This is a genomic window from Shewanella sp. 492 (genome assembly GCF_059338445.1).
In genome coordinates this window covers 1,588,400-1,606,884 of the sequence record NZ_CM181702.1, presented here as the reverse complement: position 1 = coordinate 1,606,884, position 18,485 = coordinate 1,588,400, and the positions used below count along the sequence as shown (strand labels likewise).

Below are 18,485 nucleotides of genomic sequence, written 5' to 3'. Positions count from 1 at the left end.
AAACACATTCTACTCTGTATTGAGCATCTGACCAAATTCAAACGTCCGATTATACCAAAACGGTGCAAAATCATACCGGTAGCCTTTGATTTTCATATCATCTTGGTTAAAAATCACGCTAAGCTGACCGTTATTGCCCACACTGTATTGCTCGACCAGCGCCAATTGATAGCGCTCAATCACTTTTGTTTTAGGAAATCCATAACGATTATTTAAGCCAGCCGCATACAGCACAACAGTGGGTGAGACGGCTTGGATAAACGCCTCGCTTGACGAGGTGTTACTGCCATGATGAGGGGCGACTAAGATACTGCTGCGTAGCCCTTCATAAAAACTGCCGCTCGCTTGGTCCTTAGATGCATAATCATAGCCGTTGCCGTTATTAACCCCATTTTTAACACTATTAGTAACGTCATCACTCACACCATAGCCACGCGGTGCCGTGCCTTGGCTCATATTCGTCATAAACAAGCCCTGTCTCTTGGCGCGTGCAACTAATTGCAGCTCGGCTTCAGACTCAATATCGCCAGGCAGTAACACTTGATGTGTATCGTCACCGATGCGCACGATACAGGAACCATTGTTGCCTTGCTGAGGGTGCGATGGCCCAAGCAGCGCGATAACCAGCCCTTGCCAATGCCAGCTTTGGGGCCGACAAGCAATTGCCCCCTGATGATCAAGATCTGTTACCAGCTGAGTGTGCGGATACATGCGTAACAGCACATCGGCGCCACCCGCATGATCGTTATCACCATGGCTCAAAAATAAGTAATCCACCTCCGTAATCCCCTGCCGCTGCAGAAAAGGAATAACAGTGTATTTAGCGTAACTAAATTGGCTGCCAAAGGCGGCGCCAGTGTCATACACCACGGCACGGCCTTGTTTAATTACCACCGCGCTCAGGCCTTGGCCAACATCGAGTAAATGCAGCGCCCAACGTTTGTCATATTGAGTCAACCAAGGAGTGAGCAGCAACAGTAGACCGGGTAATAATAAGATAACCACCACAAACACAGCGCTTGCCGAGAACTTGGCGGCGCTGGCATGAGCGACCTTAGCGCATAAATTATCCATAGAGGGATCATCGGAGCTAGCATGCTTTAAGCGGTCATTTGCACAAGAATACATTCTTAACGCGGGGGTGATGCTTGCGTATAACAGCCGCAGCAAAAACAGACCCAATAAGGAAAATATCAGTGCCATTGCAGCATCGGCTGGCAAAGCTACCCAGCTTAATGGCAGTGAGTCTAACAGAGAGAAACTCGCCGTGAGCGGCGTAATGACACTATCTAACAAACTTAGCAGTGGCGCCATTCTCAGACTACTCAAGCTGTTTAGCATAGGGTCAGCCAATAGCCACATCAGCATCACAACAAAGGTTAAGGGGATCACCAGCAGGCTAAACCAAGGCACAAACACTAAATTAAATAGCAGTGAATAGGGTGCAATACCGCCAAACAGCAAGCCTTGCAGTAAGCCCAGTAACAAACTTAAACGCCACTGAATTGACCAGAGTTGAGTCAGTTTTTGCCAAAGCCCTAGCCCATAACCTCGCCACTTATCCGGCTGATGGGCATCAATGCTGACAAACTTTTGCTGATGGGCAAACCACAAAATAATCGCCAGCGCACCAAAAGAGAGCCAAAATCCGGCGCTCATAATGCTTAAAGGATCGAGTACTAACACAATAAATAACGCCCACAACAAACGCTCGAATGGGGCTGAAAAACGGCGCAGCATACCTAGCGCTATCACTAACAACAGCATGGTTAAGGCGCGCTGAGTCGGCAGAGAAAACCCCGCTAAATAGGCATAAAAGCTGCTAATTATCAAAGCGATGATGCCTGCTAGATACCGATTGGTCATTGAGGGCGCAAGGCGCCAGCGATTGAGCGCATAACGCGCGAGCCCCACACACCACAGTGCCAGCACCGACAGATGCAAGCCCGAAATTGAGATAAGATGCCCGGTACCGCTTTGACGCAACCCTTGCCAGTGCGCTTCACTTACCTGTTGTTTATCCCCAAGCATCAAGGCTAACATCAAGTCACCATTGGCTAGATGGCTCACCTGCTGACGCAGACGCTCTATAAGCTTAAAGCGAAAACCGCTGGCACTGTGTAATTGCTGCGCAGCAACCACCCTACCTTTACCTATAATATGATGACCAAGATAATAACGCTGGCGATTAAAGCCCCCTTGATTCAGTGGGCTAGATATCGACTTAGGCTTGAGGGTGAGCAACCACTCCTCGCCCAAGCTTACAGGGTCGGAGACTTGCCACTCTAAACGCATAAATTTATTAAAAAAGAGATAAGAATTATCGTCTAACACGCGAATATCGACACTTATCTGGTCGCTGTTTCGCTGAACTAGTGATATGATTTCCGCCCTCACTGAGATCGTGGCATCATCATTACTCGTTTCAAACGCTAATAACTGATGACTAAACAAACTTACCCAAGCGAGTGCAAACACACCGCCTGCCAAGAGTTTTGACCAGCGAATGATAATAATAGCGGCCGCTACACAGCACCAAGCTTGGGTTGTTGTCAGTAGAGAGGGCCAGAGAAGTGCCGTGATAACTGTGGCACAGTAACCGAACATAAATGGATTCATATTGAATCATTTAAGACTGCAAACCTAAGCTATGCCAAAAAAAATCATCGAAAGATTTATGCCAAAACCAGAAACACTGCGAAATCATAAACACTTGCAGATGTTTGGGAAGTTGTTGCATAAACCCAACTTATGGGCGCTTAATCGGCGCTCGGCCCCAATGGCATTTGCCGTAGGTCTGTTTGTCGCATGGGTTCCTATGCCCTTTCAAATGGTATTAGCGGCAGCGTTAGCCATCATATTCAATTGTAACCTGCCCGTCGCCGTGGCCTTAGTCTGGGTCACCAACCCCATTACCATGCCCTTTATGTTTTATGCCGCTTACCTCTTTGGTACTACATTACTCAATCATCCACCGCAAGAGTTTGCCTTTCAAGCCAACTGGCAATGGATTGAAGCGTCACTTTCAACCATAGGCCCGCCCTTTCTAGTGGGATGCCTGGCATTTGCGATCATTTTTGCCACCTTAGGGTACTTTGTGGTTCACAACTTGTGGAAATACTCGATTTTATTCAAATGGAAGCGAAAGAAACGACAGTATTGAGCGATAAGCATGATAAACCGCAGCATACCAAGCACCAGCAAAAAATAAGGCATTGGTACTTAATTGCACCAATGCCTTTAGTTTTATCTTTACATGTTGACCTTAAACTCAACGCCCAGCAAGAGCCTGCGCTGGGTGGATGCGGCTGGCTTTCCACGCCGGATAGAGGGTCGAAATAAGGCTCATTACCAAGGCTAAAGCGATCACCATCGCCACGTCAGGCCAATACAGCTGCGAGGGTAAAAAATCAATAAAATAGATATCGGCTGACAGCAGTTGTATGCCTAAGAGCTGCTCAATGCTGCTGGCTATCGCGCTTAAATTCAGTGCAATAGTGACGCCTAACACCCCGCCAATGAGGCAGCCAAGCATGCCATTTAACGCCCCTTGCACAATAAATATCCCCATTACCGTGGCTTTAGCCATTCCCATGGTCAGCAAAATGGCAATTTCAGACTGTTTATCGCGCACCGCCATCACCAAGGTCGAGACGATATTAAAACAGGCCACCGCGATCACTAAGGCAAGCACTAAATACATTATAGCTCTAACCAACTGAATATCTTGATAAAGATGCCCTTGGGTTCGGGTCCAGTCGGAAAGGTACATATATTGCTGCTGGCTGTAACCAAGGCTGCGGATCAAACTTGGCGCGGCAAATACGTCATCCACTTTAATGCGCACGCCACTCACCCCGTCAGCAAGCCCTAAAATGGTCGCACCATATTGCAGCGGTATATAGGCGGTAGTTAGATCTAATTCGCCGCCAATTTCAAAAATGCCCGACACCACAAATCGATGGCTTTTGGCCGCACTGATGCGTTTAGTCTCATTTGGTTTCGCACTCAAATTTGGGGTGTAAAGGCTTAAACTATCACCTACTTGCAGCGATAAACTGTCGGCAAGCCCACGGCCCAGCACAATATTATTACCCGTTTGCTGCAGTGACTGCCAACTTTGTCGGCTCATATAGTGGGCAATATTAGACACCTTCGACTCAAGGCTTGGCTCAATACCGATCACGGTGAGACCCTGGAATCCGCCCGGCTTTTGAATTAAGCCTTGTAAACGTACAAAAGGCGCAGTGGCAACTATCCCGGCGATCTGCTGCGCATCTTGGGCGATTTGTGGCCAATCACGAATAGGTTCATTGACCCCGGTCAATTCCCCATGGGGCACGACGCCCAGCAAACGTTGTTCTAATTCACGCTCAAAGCCATTCATTGCCGACAACACAGTGATCAATACCGCCACCCCTAAGGCGATGCCGGCTGTTGAGGCAAAAGAGATAAAACTGATAAACCGATTCGATTGACGCGCACGGTAAAACCGCCAACCAACCCACAAGGAGAGCATCTGACTCATGATTTCTCCACACTTAGCGGCTGATTTTGCTCATAAAGTAAACCATCTTGCATTTGCAGTTGCCTGTCCATGCGCTCAGCCAGTTTAGGATCGTGAGTCACCACCACAAATGCGGTACCAAACTGGCTACCCAGCTCGCGTATAAGTTGGTAGACAGCCTCACCGCTGGCCGCATCTAGGTTACCCGTGGGCTCATCGGCTAATACTAATTTGGGTTGATTAATCAAGGCGCGAGCAATGGCGGTGCGTTGCCGCTCACCACCTGACATTTCGCTGGGAGTGTGCTGCAATCGATGACTTAAGCCGACTCGTTCCAGTAATGCCTTAGCTTGCTGCTCGACCTCTTGACGGGGGCGTCCCTGAATCAGCCCGGGCATCGCCACATTCTCTAACGCGGTAAACTCAGGCAGCAGGTGATGAAACTGATAGATAAAACCTAAATCTTGATTACGCACCTTAGCCTGGCGCGCCGCCGAAAGCTGATATAAATCTTCACCAAGCAGGGTCACTGTACCGCTACTGGGTTGATCTAACGTGCCCATGATATGCAGCAAGGTGCTCTTGCCCGAGCCCGATGTGCCCACAATGGCGAGCTGCTCACCGCGATACACATCGAGATTAACACCTTGCAGCACTTGGGTGTCGATGCTGCCTTCATGGTAGCCTTTACTGACATGGTTAACTTGTAACAATAAGTTCTTGTCTTGCTGTTGTGTCATATTACTATTCATACCTTAATGCGCTGGCGGGTTGAACATTGGCCGCGCGTAATGCTGGATAAACCGTGGCTAAAAAGGTGATTAACAAGGTGCCAATCACAATCGCACTCAGCTGCGATAGGGCTAACTGCACTGGCAACGACTGACCTGCTCCTAAGATGGAGATGCCTAAACTCGACATAATGCTATTAAGGTTAAGGGTGATAAGTACCCCCAATAATACCCCGCCCACTAAGCCTAATATCGCATTGAGCGAGCCTTGGATCATAAAAATGCCCATCACACTGGCGGTGGGTAACCCTTGGGTTTTTAGCACGGCTACATCGGTGGTTTTATCAACCACCATCATCACTAAAGCCGACACAATATTAAACGCCGCGACCGCGATGATAAGGCTAAGCATTAACGACATCATATTTTTTTCCATCTTCACCGCCGAAAACAGATGGCCATAATTATCGCGCCAATCAGAGGTGGTGACGCTAACGCCATCCTCGGCAAAAGCCGCCACCACTTGTGGTTGAAGAGTCGAAGCGTTAAATGGGTCACGCAGATATAACCTTAACTGTTTGATCTCACCAGCTTGTTGACGCATCAAGCGCTGGGCATCGTCATGGTGTACATAGGCCAAATTAGCATCGACTTGCGAGCCCATCTCAAACACGCCCGCCACATAAAAATTACGCTGGCTTGGCACTGGTCCTAAGGGGGAATAAACCACGCCATCGCCACTGAGCACCCTGACTTTATCACCTGGAGAAACGCTTAAACGGCGAGCCAATTCGGCGCCCAGCACAATTTGGTAATCGCCCGGCGTTAATACCGCTAATGAGCGATGAAAACGGGGATTCATCAGGGCCACATTTTGTTGTTCTATTTCGGGGTAGATGCCATAGATTTGCACCGCGCTGATGTTGCTCGGCGACTGCAACATCGCCTGAGTCGAGATACTGGGGCTCACCGCGACCACATCATCAAGTTGCATTAGCTTAGCCGCAGTCTGTTGCCACTGCGCTATATCATGTTCGCTATACACGGTTAACTGCGGCACTGCGCCTAAAATACGCTGTTTTAATTGACCTTCGAGGCCATTCATCACAGAGCTGACAATGATCAGCGCTGCCACACCAAGTACAATGCCTGACACGGCAAAAAGGGTAATAAAAGAGGCGAAGGAGTTGGCTTTGCGTGCACGCCAATATCGGTAACCTATGGTCCAAGATAACGCTAAATTCATGTTTCGCTGGGTCTCTTTGCTCAGGAGCCTTGATAAATCATTGAGATGCGCACGATAATAGGGGTAATAGCACTATAAAAACAAGAGGCAATCCTGTGAACACCGACTCAAACTCCTTTTTTAGCGTCAAGCACAGGTTTTCAGTATACCTGTCGGCGTGGCCAGAGGATCAGCCTCTTCCCTCAGAGAGCCAACTCAAAGCGATGTTGCCCCTAGGGCTGCAACTTATCAGCGAAGTAAAAACCATGGAAGCGGGCTGTTTATTACAGCTGAGAAATCTCGATGACGACGCCCGTACCGTAGTCGAATACTTAAAACTGCAATCGCGTAAAATCGATTTAGTATTGCAACATGTGCTTGAACAACAAATCTATGAAGGTGATAAATGCCTTGGAGAGTGTTTTGGCGGCAGTGGCATTCGGGTCATCAGTGATCAGCCTTTACTTGTGGGGCGTCAATATAGGGTCACGCTACACATAAAAGAGGCATTGATTTCGATGTTGTGCATGGCGCAATGCACCGCTTGCGCCCCCATTGCCGGCAATGATGACCAAGATAACGGCTTTCTCTGTGACTTAAGCTTTAGCCAAATCCTCGATGAAGATATTGAACAATTGGTCAAAGCCAGCCTTAATGTGCAACAAAAACAGTTACAACAACGGAAAAAAGACAATCAAACCGCCCCCTAGTTTTCACTGGCACTAGCGAGACTAAGCCTCTACAATGTCGGGCATCTTTGTCGATTTTTGGCCACTAGTCTCATCCCAATGAATGCTTTTTCAGTCTTAACACCCCCGAAAGTCAAAGGGGTTAAAACGCCGCAAACACTGAGCCACTTGCATGGCGCCGCTCAGGCCATCACACTAGCCAATATTTGTGATGCCCATGATGGCTTAACCTTAGTGGTCACTCACGATACGCCCAGCGCCTTGCAACTCGACACTGAGCTTCACTATTTACTGGGCGCGAAATCGATACCTGTGTTGCTGTTTCCCGACCGCGAAACCTTGCCTTACGACAGCTTTTCACCCCATCAAGATTTGGTTTCCCAACGCCTAGAAACGCTGTCACGTATACCCAGCGCGAAGAAGAGTGTGGTGATTGTGCCCATTAGCACCCTGATGGTGCGATTACCGCCGCAGTCGTTTTTAACCGGTAACGTGCTATTGCTCAATAAAGGCGATACGTATCAGCTGCAACAGGTGCGTCAACAGTTGGTAAACACTGGCTATCAACTGGTCGAACAGGTCTACGAACACGGCGAATTTGCAGTGCGCGGCTCTATTATCGATATCTTCCCTATGGGATCGAACCACCCTTACCGTATCGAACTGTTTGACGACGAAGTAGAGTCTATTCGCCAATTTGACCCAGAGACCCAACGCTCCAGCGGTGAAATTGACGCCATTCGACTATTGCCAGCCAAAGAGTTTCCCACCGATGATGCCGCTATCGAAGGGTTTCGTCAGCGCTATCGCCGTCAATTTGAGGTTGTGGTTAAAGAGCCCGAATCGGTTTACCAAATGGTCAGCCGAAAAGTGATGCCCGCAGGCATTGAAAGCTATTTACCGCTATTTTTCGATGAAACGGCCACACTGTTTGATTATCTGCCAGAGCATACCCAATTAGTGGGCATTGGTGACTTAGATACCGCCGCCAAGACCCATTTAAATGAGGTCAGCCAGCGCTATGAAAATCGCCGTGTCGATCCTTTAAGGCCACTACTGCCGCCTAAAGACTTATACCTGTTAACAGAGCAAGTTTTTGAAGCCTTCAAACGTCTGCCCCGCATTTTATGTAAAGGCACTGATTATCAAGGCACCAGTATTGCTGCCAAGGTTGAAGCCTTACCCGATATCGCCTCCAACCATAAATTAAAGCAACCACTATTGGCGCTGCAGCAATATGTGCAATCGGGCATGCCGATACTGTTTTGTGCTGAATCTGAAGGACGCCGAGAAGCCTTACTAGAACTGCTGGCCAAAATAAACATCAAGCCCACGCTGTTTGAGCATTTTTATGAATATGTCAACCAACCTGTTGCCTTTGGCTTGATTGTCTCACCCTTGTCTCAGGGCGCGATTATTAGCGACAAAAAAGATAAACGCTGGGCATTGGTATGCGAAACTGAGCTGTTTGGCCAACGGATTTCACAGCAACGCCGCCGCGATAAACAGCGCCAAATTAGCAGCGATGCACTGATTAAAGATTTAGCCGAACTCAAAGTTGGCCAACCCATAGTGCACTTAGATCATGGTGTGGCCTTGTATCAAGGCCTCGAAACCTTAGACACCGGCGGCTTAGTTGCAGAGTACCTAAAACTCGAGTACGCGGGTGGCGATAAACTTTATGTGCCTGTGGCGTCACTCAATCTGATTAGCCGCTACAGCGTCGGCCCCGATGATGAGGCTCACCTTAATAAGCTAGGTAACGAAAGCTGGACCAAGGCAAAACGCAAGGCTATCGAAAAAATCCGCGATGTGGCCGCCGAGCTATTAGATGTTTACGCCAGACGCCAAGCTAGGCCCGGCACCGCCTGTAAACTCGACAAAGAAGAGTATGCACAGTTTGCTGGCAGTTTTCCGTTTGAGGAGACCGTCGACCAAGAAACGGCTATCGAAGCGGTACTCAACGATATGTGCTCGCCTATCTCTATGGACCGCTTGGTGTGTGGTGATGTTGGCTTTGGTAAAACCGAAGTCGCCATGCGCGCCGCCTTTGTCGCCGTGAATGACAACAAGCAGGTTGCCATACTGGTACCCACCACCCTGCTTGCCCAGCAACATTACGAAAACTTTAAAGACAGGTTTGCCGATTGGCCGATTAAAATTGAAGTGCTATCGCGCTTTAAAACGGTCAAAGAGCAACAGGCCATTCTCGAGCAACTGAGCAATGGCCAAGTGGATATCGTCATTGGCACCCATAAGTTGCTGCAAACCGATGCTAAATTTGACAATTTAGGCCTGCTCATCATCGATGAAGAGCACCGTTTTGGTGTAAGACAAAAAGAAAAAATCAAAGCCCTTAGGGCCAATATCGATATTCTTACCCTAACCGCTACGCCCATCCCCCGCACCCTGAATATGGCCATGTCGGGCATGCGAGATCTGTCGATTATCGCCACCCCGCCAGCTAAGCGCTTAGCAGTAAAAACCTTTGTGCGTGAATACGATGAAGCAACTGTGCGCGAAGCGCTACTGCGTGAGATCTTGCGTGGGGGTCAGGTCTATTTTCTGCATAACAATGTCGAAACGATTGAAAAGCGCGCGCGAGAATTAGAACTCCTGTTGCCAGAAGCTCGGGTGATCACCGCCCATGGTCAGATGCGCGAGCGTGAACTCGAAAAAGTCATGTCTGACTTTTATCACCAAAAATACAACGTGCTAGTGTGCACCACGATTATCGAAACCGGTATCGATGTGCCCAGCGCGAACACCATTGTGATTGAGCGCGCCGATCATTTTGGCTTGGCACAGTTGCATCAACTGCGGGGCCGTGTGGGACGTTCGCACCATCAAGCCTATGCTTATTTGATGACACCGCACCCCAAACGCATGACCAAAGATGCCAGAAAACGGCTTGAAGCCATTGGCGCACTGGAAGATCTCGGCGCAGGCTTTATGCTCGCCACCCAAGACTTAGAGATCCGCGGCGCAGGAGAACTACTGGGCGATGAACAGAGCGGCCACATATCTAAAATTGGCTTTACCCTCTACATGGAAATGTTAGAAGATGCCGTCAAGTCGCTTAAAGAGGGCAAAGAGCCGTCACTAGAGCAGATGCTTAGAGGCCAGTGTGAGGTCGACCTACGCATACCAGCCCTGCTGCCTGAAGATTATGTGCATGATGTCAATATTCGCTTATCGCTGTATAAGCGCATTGCCAACTGCAGTAATGAAAACGCCCTCGATGAGTTAAAAGTGGAACTGATCGACCGCTTTGGTCTGCTGCCACAACCCGCCAAAAACTTACTCGAGCTGACCCTTTATAAACATCAAGCCACGACCCTTGGTATCGCAAAAATCGAGATGCACGCCAAAGGCGGCAGCCTTGAATTTAGAGACGATCATATTGTTGACCCGGGCTTTATCATCGGCCTGCTGCAGAGCCAACCACAAAATTATCGTATGGATGGACCAAGTAAGTTAAAATTCATCATGCCAACAGAAACCGATAAAGAGCGATTAGCCTTACTGTCATTGCTGATCTCGCAACTGATGCAACACCGCCTTGGAGAACCACGTGCTTAAACAAAGTCTATTATTGGTCACCACACTGCTCACCCTTTCCAGTTCAGTATTGGCCGCCGATGAGCGCTGGTTTGAAGTAGAGATTTACCTATTTGAGCGCCAAGGCACGCCATTTGAAGAGATGGTTAAAAACCCGGCCAATATCAATAAACGCGCGCCTATAGACATGATAACGCCACTGTTTAGTACCAATATTACCGGTGCGAGCCTTGGGCTTGAAGGCTGCAGCGCCCAAGAGTGGATCGACGATGCCAATAGATGTGATCAGCAACTTAAATCGAGCCAAGTCAGTCATCCCAGTCGCATCCCGATGACGGTCGCCGCCAGCACACCTCAGTATGCCAAAGTGGGCCAGTCAACGGTATTACTGGCTGAATCTCAGGCGCAATTTGGCGACATCATCAAGAAGCTCAATCGAGAGTCAGGCCATCGCGGTTTACTGCACATGACCTGGCAACAGTCGATGCTGCCGCGCCATTTAGCTACCCCTGTTCGTTTGTTTGCTGGTGAAGACTTTTCAGGCCGTTATTATCCCGATGGCATGTCGATATCCCAGCAGATGGCACCAAGTGAGATCCCTGAATTTAATTTCGATCTTGGCCTCAATCCAACCACCACTCCTGCGCCATTGTGGCAACTCGATGGAAAGATCAATATCTATCTTAACCATTACCTATATGTTGAAACCGCGCTAACGCTTCGCGAAGAAGGCACCAAAGTATTGCCAGCACAAACCGCTGACGGCCTGCTCGCCAATAACGCTGGTACCAAGGTCCCCTATCTATTTAAGATCTGGATGGCGCAAAATAGACGTGTTAAAAGTGATGAAATTCATTACTTTGATCACCCCAATATGGGCATTATTTTACAAATCAGAAAAATGACTCACCCGAGCGAGATCAGCGCTGATACCTTAAAACAGCTGGGGGTAATGCTCGATACCACCTCGCCAATGCCAGCAAAAGATACCCTAGAACAAGCAAGTAACAGTGTTCATCAGACTTTATCGTATTAAAGTAAGACTTTGATAGATAACGCTAGTAGTTAGCGTTATCTACACTCTTGCAGCAAACTGTTACATCATGATAGCAATGCAATGGGTATCACCTTCGGCCATATTCATACAAAAAAGGTTTTCACTGCCGCAACTCCCTCTTTTATCAGACCGAATGCGTAGCCATCAAACAATTAAAGACTCCACTCTTTTCGGCAAATATCCATTGCCGTTTTACTAAAACATTTTTAGCAATCAATCTTGTTAAGGCCATATAGTCAACTAATATTACAGATTAGCAGCATCATTGAATCGTACTTTATTGAGACCGACTCGTCTGACTTTCAATAAACGCGTGCCGCTTAGACGTTGACTAAAAAGGAACCTTAATATGGATGACAGAAAGCAAAAAAAGCGCAAAGGTATCTTCGAGTATTACGCGAAAAATCCTGAATCAGCCGATGAAAAAATCTTCGGTAGAGTCAGCTATCCCGACCGCCGCGGTTTTTTGAAAGGAGCAGGTCTGGCGACGATGGCGGCAGTACTGGGAGGAGCTATCCCCTTTCATCGCAACATGCCAGCAGGTATGATCCCTGCGGCGTTTGCAGAAGGCCTCGATGATGTAGTGATTGAAGGAAAAGAGGGTCTGACAGTACTCAACGACAGGCCGATGAACGCAGAGACGCCACCTCACCTGTTGAATGACGACATCACCCCAACCTCACGCCATTTTATTCGCAACAACGGTATTCCACCGACTGCGGTCAACGCCGAACGCTGGACCTTAACCATTAATGGATTGGTCGATAAGCCTTTGACACTCAGCATCAATGATCTCAAGCAGAATTTCGATGTAGTAGAACAACAGCTATTAGTGGAGTGTGGTGGTAATGGCCGTGCTTTCTTTGAACCCAAAGCCAAAGGTAATCAATGGACATACGGGGCAGTAGCATGTTCGAGTTGGACAGGTGTGCGACTCGCTGATGTGCTTAAGGCTGCTGGAGTTAAGGATGGCGCAGTTTATACGGCTCACTACGGCGCCGATAAGCACCTCTCTGGCGATGAGGGAAAACTCCCCATCTCCCGGGGCCTCCCCATAACAAAAGCCATGGGCAATGAAAACCTTATCGCCTTTGAACAAAACGGAAAACCACTTCACCCGATGAATGGTGCACCTCTTCGCTTAGTCGTGCCTGGTTGGCCGGGCTCGTGCTCACAAAAGTGGCTGACACGTATTCAAATTAGAGATCAGATACATGATGGTCCTAAAATGACCGGTACCGCTTACCGTGTACCTAATCACCCTGTTGCACCGGGTGAAAAAGTCGCTAATGAAGATTTCGAGATTATCGAACGTATGCCAGTCAAATCACTGATCACCTCGCCACAAACCAATACCGAGGTTTATGGTAGCGAAGTCTTAGTGCGCGGTCATGCTTGGTCTGGCGATCGCAAGGTTGATAAAGTACAAATTTCTATCGACTTTGGCGCAACTTGGACCAATGCCTCACTTGCCGCACCAGCAAATGAAGGTGCTTGGCAAACTTTTAATACTAAAGTGAAGTTCCCTCAACCAGGATACTATGAAGTATGGGCTAAAGCTGTCGATGATCATGGGATCAGCCAGCCATTTGCCATTGCTTGGAATCCGAAAGGCTACCTTAATAATACCTTTCACCGTGTGGCATTAGTGGTTAAAGGTTGATAGCAATGAATAAAAGAAAACTATTTGAGCGGGTTTTCCCGCTCTCATTTTACTTGTTGATTAGCTTACCACTTTCAGCAAACGATGCGTTGATTTTAGCCGGTGAACAACAAGCTATGGTTTGCAAATCATGCCATCAATTTTCTCCCAACGGTGTCGAGGTCATAGGGCCACCGTTATGGGGCTTGGCTGACAGGAACATCGCCAGTTTCGACGGCTTTAATTACAGTGATGCTTTAAAGCAAATTAAGGGAAAGTGGAATGCGCCAAAGCTCGATGCGTTTTTGGCGTCACCCAGTGAATTTGCGCTCGGTACCAAGATGGTATTTCCAGGTGTAACAGACCCTGGTGCCCGCGCAGCAATCATAGCGTGGCTAGCAACTAAAAACCCTGTGCCGCCAAATTGGACCACGCAAGCATCTGGCTCACCAGTCAAATCAGCCGGAGATGGTATTTTGACACCTGGAGAGAACATGGATCTCGTCGCTGCGGTTTGCTCCGCTTGTCACTCGCTGCACCTCGTAGCACAACAAGGATTAAGCAAAGCAAGCTGGGATGAAACGTTGCAGTGGATGATCGATGAGCAGGGAATGGATGAGTTAAATGCTGAAGATCGCGAGGCTATTTTAGTCTATCTCTCTACCTATTATGGCTTGTAATCGATGAGTTAGTCTTTTGCGCAAAAGTGTTTCAATAGATCACTAACCTGTGAACTTGCTACCTTCTCTTTGGATCATGGGGGCTCTGTACACAAGTATTGATCTATTTTAAAGGCTCGAACATATAGAGCTTGATCACAAAGCAAAGCCCATCGGCCTCAATGTATCGAAAAGTCGAGGTAGATATCATCAGCCTCATCTTCTTCCACTAACACATCTTGAACAAGAGATTGAGGTGCCCCTTGATGACTCCAAGCGATAAATCGATCGACAGCATTACTGCCTCCCTGTAATAACACGGCAACGTCGCCATTATCGAGGTTTTTCACATAACCAGTCAGCCCAAATTCATTAGCTTTTTGCAGGCTATAGCGCCTAAAACAAACACCTTGGACTTTACCCGATATCGTCAGTAATACCCGTTTCATTTATGCCTCATTTGCTCAACCCGACAGTTAAATATAATCTCACTTGCCCCTTTGAAGATAACCTAAAGTTTCAAGATGGGCAAAATTTAGGCAAAAAAAACAGCTAACTTATAAAGTGGTTAGCTGCATCGGGCGACATACGCAAACAGGAACGGGCGATTAAACCCAAAACAGAATAATATGTATCAATTTGTATCACAAAAGCTGTGATTAACGCTATATCCAGATAAAGAAAATATACTAATAAGCGTAAATTTTAGCCTGAACTATGTTAAATACACGCTTCGCTCATCTTACCGATAAAAAACAATCAACCACTGATGAAGAAAGCTGGAGTAAACAGTAGCCAAAAAAGTTGACCACTACAGTTAAATGGTTAATGACTAAGGAGGAAAAGAAAGATTTAAAAACGGAGGTTAAAAATACCGAGCAAACGTCGCACTAAAATGAACTTGAATAAAACCATGTTCTAAGGCAAGACGTTGCCAGAGCCAAATGACTCAGCCAACACATATTAAAAATAAGATGACATTCATTTCGCTGAGCAACCAAGTTGCTCAGCGAAATGAAGCTCAGCCAAAATCGGGTGGAGCTAACTTAAAATCACTAATACGCGCAAGGTGAGCCGATAGTGAGGCAAATTTGTGGCGCTGTTCTTCATCCCACAACACTTCATAATAAGGGCTTAACGCCGCGGCCACTGCTTGGTTATCATTCACTTCATCATGGCGCGATAAAATACACAAACCATTACCACGATGCTTAGCGCGAAATTGACTCACACACTTATTGGCGATATCAGCGTACTCCTCAGGGCGATCGATTTTTCCCACCATGGTAATTTCTGGATGAATATTGGGATTAATCAATACCGTTTTAATGCCATTTAAAAAGCCAATACGTTCAGCCCAATATGCACCCAAGCCGACACCAATGGCAATAGGATGCGGATCGTCACACACTTGTAACTGGCGATTCACTTCATGTAACAAGTGTTGCATATCATGCTTAGGATGTAGAGTACTATAACTGACCAAACGCACATCATTATCAATAAACTGTAATTGACGCATTTTTTCGTGATTACCCGGACTGGTTGCATCGAAGCCGTGAAAATAGAGGATCATCCTGTCACCTATTGATAAAGATTGAACATTAACTTTAGCTAACTTACTACTGCTACTATTTGCGCTGTATCAAAGTTAGTTCAATACGATTTGCTCGGCTAGCAATTTAGCCTTATGCCAACGAACCTCATCTTGAAGTGCGATCGCAACTTGCACCGGATCGGCGCGTAATTGCGAAACCGATGCCTTAGGCGAGCAAGTTGGCCAACTAAAATCGCTGAGCAACTCGGTGACGCCTAGGTTATCGTTACATACTAAAATCATATCGCATCCCGCATCGAGTGCGGCTTTGGCACGCTGCCGATACCCCCCGACCACCCCCGCCCCTTTCATGCCAAGATCATCAGAAAAGATCACCCCATTAAACTGTAACTCGCTACGCAGTACTTCTTGTAACCAGTAATGAGAAAAACCGGCGGGATTAGGATCGACGCTATCGTAAATCACGTGGGCAGGCATAATCCCCTGCAATCGTTGCTCGGCAATGAGCTGCTTAAAGGGCAGCATATCGAGCTGTCTAATCTCTTGCTCTGATCTTGAGTCCACCGGTTGGGCGATGTGAGAGTCTGCAGCGACACTACCATGTCCGGGAAAATGTTTACCTACCGCAGCCATACCTGCGCTGCTCATCCCCTCAATAAAGGCATCGGCTAAGCTGATCACTTCTTGGGGGTGGCCACTAAAGGCACGCGTGCCGATCACTTGACTTATCCGATTAAGGTCAAGCACTGGCGCGAAGCTTAAGTCAATATCACAGCTCAATAGCTCTACTGCCATTAAAAAACCCAGCTCGCGAGCCCACAGCCTAGCCTGCTCAATATCGCCATTGGCTTTTGGCAAGATGTCGCCCATGGCAGGAATGCGGCTAAAACCATCGATAAAGCGTTGTACTCGTCCACCTTCATGGTCAACGGCAATTAACAGATCGGGCTGTAGTGCTCGGATAGAGGCCACCAGCTCACATAACTGTGCCCGGTCATGATAATTACGGCTAAATAAAATTATCCCGCCGACCATAGGATGCTGTAACTGGGTATTCTCCTGTTCAGACAAGGTTGTCGACAGCAGATCCATCATTAAATAGCTCACTTTATCTCCCTAAAACATGGTTAACACCAAGGCTATCTGTACTGTAATATATAAATCAAAAAATATCGATTAACGATAAATATATGTATCTTAAAAGAAATGGATTCAATTGATTAAAATTGCTTCACGCTGCAAGATACATATACATAATATGCCTAATCCGAACACCCTTCCCCAAAAATAACTAATGCGAAATATAGTGCAAAAGTATGGGATACTGCTACTTTATCAATCTTAATTTGCTGACACACTTAGCACAACATTTTCACAGGTTTGGTCAGCATAAACTGATGTATAGACCTAAAATTATAAGATTGAATAACGATCACCATGAACAAAAGCAGGGTTTTATAAATGATTAGCGTATTTGACATGTTTAAAATTGGTATTGGACCATCGAGCTCACATACTGTGGGGCCGATGAAAGCCGGTAATATCTTTATCAAAGATTTAGAAAAGCATGGTCATTTGGCAGCAACCGATGAGCTAAGATCTGAACTCTTTGGGTCGCTTGGACAAACAGGTAAAGGCCACGGTACAGGTAAAGCCGTTATTTTAGGACTAATGGGTGAAGATCCCGAAACCGTCGACACCGATGCTATCGATGACATTTTAGCTCATGTTAACGACACTCAATCATTGAACATGCCAAATCAAAAAGTGGTTCGCTTCAGCCGCGAGCATGGCATTACCTACCACAGACGTAAGAGTTTACCCGCCCATGCCAATGCGATGACGCTATATGCCTATGAAAAAGGACTGTGTATCTATCAGCGTACTTATTATTCTGTGGGTGGCGGTTTTATTCTCGATGAAGATGAAATTTTAGCTAAAAACGCCTCTCCAGCAGCGCCTATAGAGGCTGCTCCTTACGATTTTAATAGTGCCACTGAATTACTCAGCATGTGTGTCGATAACGGTTTAAGCATATCAGCACTGATGATGGCAAATGAGCGCTCGGTGGGTGAAGAGCAAGAAATTAAACAGCGCTTATGGCATATCTGGCAAACCATGAAAACTTGCGTTGAACGCGGCTATCAAAAAGAAGGTATTTTGCCTGGCGGCCTCAAATTACGTCGCCGTGCCCCAGCCCTTTATCGTCGCCTTAAAGCCGAAGGAAAAAACTCTGTCGATCCGTTAACGGCACTCGACTGGGTCGACCTATTTGCATTAGCCGTGAATGAGCAAAATGCGGCGGGCGATCGCGTGGTGACCGCCCCCACTAACGGCGCGGCGGGCATTATTCCTGCGGTATTATGTTATTACGATACTTTTGTTCAGGAAGTCGATATCGATATCTGCTGCCAATACTTATTAACCGCTGCGGCTATCGGGATTTTATATAAGAAAAACGCTTCGATTTCTGGCGCCGAAGTGGGTTGTCAGGGAGAGGTTGGTGTAGCCTGCTCTATGGCCGCAGCAGCATTGACCGAGATCATGGGTGGCACTGTAGAACATGTAGAAAACGCCGCTGAAATTGGCATGGAACATAACCTAGGTTTAACCTGCGATCCCGTTGGAGGCTTAGTGCAAGTGCCATGTATTGAACGCAACGCTATGGGAGCTGTTAAGGCTATTAATGCCTCTCGCCTAGCGATGCGCGGTGATGGTAACCATAAGGTGTCATTAGACAAGGTGATTAAGACCATGATGGATACAGGTAAAGACATGCGCAGTAAATACAAAGAAACTGCAAAAGGTGGTTTAGCGGTTAACATTGTAGAGTGTTAAGCTGATAATTTTGCCTTT

14 protein-coding genes are annotated in these 18,485 nt (G+C 47.2%); 7 read left to right on the top strand and 7 right to left on the bottom strand.

Annotation, left to right across the window (positions count from 1 at the left end; all coding sequences use genetic code 11):
• Positions 1-9: 9 nt before the first annotated feature.
• Positions 10-2,619, bottom strand: a complete 2,610-nt coding sequence (locus AC5YBX_RS07310; protein ID WP_494524667.1) for a DNA internalization-related competence protein ComEC/Rec2 — start codon at positions 2,617-2,619, stop codon at positions 10-12.
• Between the two features lie 31 nt (positions 2,620-2,650).
• On the opposite strand from AC5YBX_RS07310, the gene AC5YBX_RS07305 reads away from it, so the two are divergent.
• Entirely contained in the window at positions 2,651-3,163 is a 513-nt protein-coding gene (locus AC5YBX_RS07305; protein WP_494519392.1) for a DUF2062 domain-containing protein, read from the top strand.
• A 108-nt stretch (positions 3,164-3,271) separates the two neighbouring features.
• Here the strand turns inward: AC5YBX_RS07305 and lolE are convergent, their stop codons facing one another.
• Genes lolE through AC5YBX_RS07290 form a run of 3 tightly spaced genes read right to left on the bottom strand, consistent with a single transcriptional unit; the run spans position 3,272 to position 6,484 of the window.
• Positions 3,272-4,528, bottom strand: coding sequence for a lipoprotein-releasing ABC transporter permease subunit LolE (gene lolE / locus AC5YBX_RS07300; protein WP_494519393.1), 1,257 nt, complete (start codon positions 4,526-4,528; stop codon positions 3,272-3,274).
• A complete protein-coding gene (gene lolD, locus AC5YBX_RS07295; protein ID WP_494519394.1) occupies positions 4,525-5,247 on the bottom strand; it encodes a lipoprotein-releasing ABC transporter ATP-binding protein LolD in 723 nt (240 codons plus the stop codon). Before lolD ends, lolE begins: the two co-directional genes overlap by 4 nt.
• Before the next feature lie 4 nt (positions 5,248-5,251).
• Complete coding sequence (locus AC5YBX_RS07290) at positions 5,252-6,484, bottom strand: lipoprotein-releasing ABC transporter permease subunit (RefSeq protein ID WP_494519395.1); 1,233 nt, start codon at positions 6,482-6,484, stop codon at positions 5,252-5,254.
• Between the two features lie 95 nt (positions 6,485-6,579).
• Here AC5YBX_RS07290 and AC5YBX_RS07285 point away from each other — a divergent pair, with 95 nt between their 5' ends.
• The 5 genes from AC5YBX_RS07285 to AC5YBX_RS07265 all read left to right on the top strand — a co-directional run bounded on the left by AC5YBX_RS07285 (position 6,580) and on the right by AC5YBX_RS07265 (position 14,092).
• Positions 6,580-7,173, top strand: coding sequence for a hypothetical protein (locus tag AC5YBX_RS07285; protein WP_494519396.1), 594 nt, complete (start codon positions 6,580-6,582; stop codon positions 7,171-7,173).
• A 78-nt stretch (positions 7,174-7,251) separates the two neighbouring features.
• On the top strand, positions 7,252-10,734 hold the full coding sequence (gene mfd / locus AC5YBX_RS07280) for a transcription-repair coupling factor (RefSeq protein WP_494519397.1): 3,483 nt from the start codon (positions 7,252-7,254) through the stop codon (positions 10,732-10,734).
• Entirely contained in the window at positions 10,727-11,749 is a 1,023-nt protein-coding gene (locus AC5YBX_RS07275) for a peptidoglycan binding protein CsiV (protein WP_494519398.1), read from the top strand. Before mfd ends, AC5YBX_RS07275 begins: the two co-directional genes overlap by 8 nt.
• Before the next feature lie 370 nt (positions 11,750-12,119).
• Positions 12,120-13,433, top strand: coding sequence for a molybdopterin-dependent oxidoreductase (locus tag AC5YBX_RS07270; protein ID WP_494524666.1), 1,314 nt, complete (start codon positions 12,120-12,122; stop codon positions 13,431-13,433).
• Positions 13,434-13,438: 5 nt separating this feature from the next.
• The gene (locus tag AC5YBX_RS07265; protein WP_494519400.1) at positions 13,439-14,092 is read left to right on the top strand and encodes a c-type cytochrome; all 654 of its coding nucleotides are present in this window, start codon (positions 13,439-13,441) and stop codon (positions 14,090-14,092) included.
• A 158-nt stretch (positions 14,093-14,250) separates the two neighbouring features.
• On the opposite strand, the gene AC5YBX_RS07260 is transcribed toward AC5YBX_RS07265, so the two are convergent.
• From AC5YBX_RS07260 to nagZ, 3 genes are all read right to left on the bottom strand, one after another.
• Positions 14,251-14,520, bottom strand: coding sequence for an acylphosphatase (locus tag AC5YBX_RS07260; RefSeq protein WP_494519401.1), 270 nt, complete (start codon positions 14,518-14,520; stop codon positions 14,251-14,253).
• Between the two features lie 572 nt (positions 14,521-15,092).
• Positions 15,093-15,647 (bottom strand): alpha/beta hydrolase YcfP, encoded by a 555-nt coding sequence (gene ycfP / locus AC5YBX_RS07255; RefSeq protein WP_494519402.1) that lies wholly within the window; start codon positions 15,645-15,647, stop codon positions 15,093-15,095.
• 75 nt (positions 15,648-15,722) lie between these two features.
• On the bottom strand, positions 15,723-16,736 hold the full coding sequence (gene nagZ / locus AC5YBX_RS07250; protein ID WP_494519403.1) for a beta-N-acetylhexosaminidase: 1,014 nt from the start codon (positions 16,734-16,736) through the stop codon (positions 15,723-15,725).
• A gap of 354 nt (positions 16,737-17,090) precedes the next feature.
• Between nagZ and AC5YBX_RS07245 the strand changes: the two genes are divergently transcribed.
• Positions 17,091-18,467 (top strand): L-serine ammonia-lyase, encoded by a 1,377-nt coding sequence (locus tag AC5YBX_RS07245; protein ID WP_494519404.1) that lies wholly within the window; start codon positions 17,091-17,093, stop codon positions 18,465-18,467.
• Positions 18,468-18,485 lie beyond the last annotated feature (18 nt).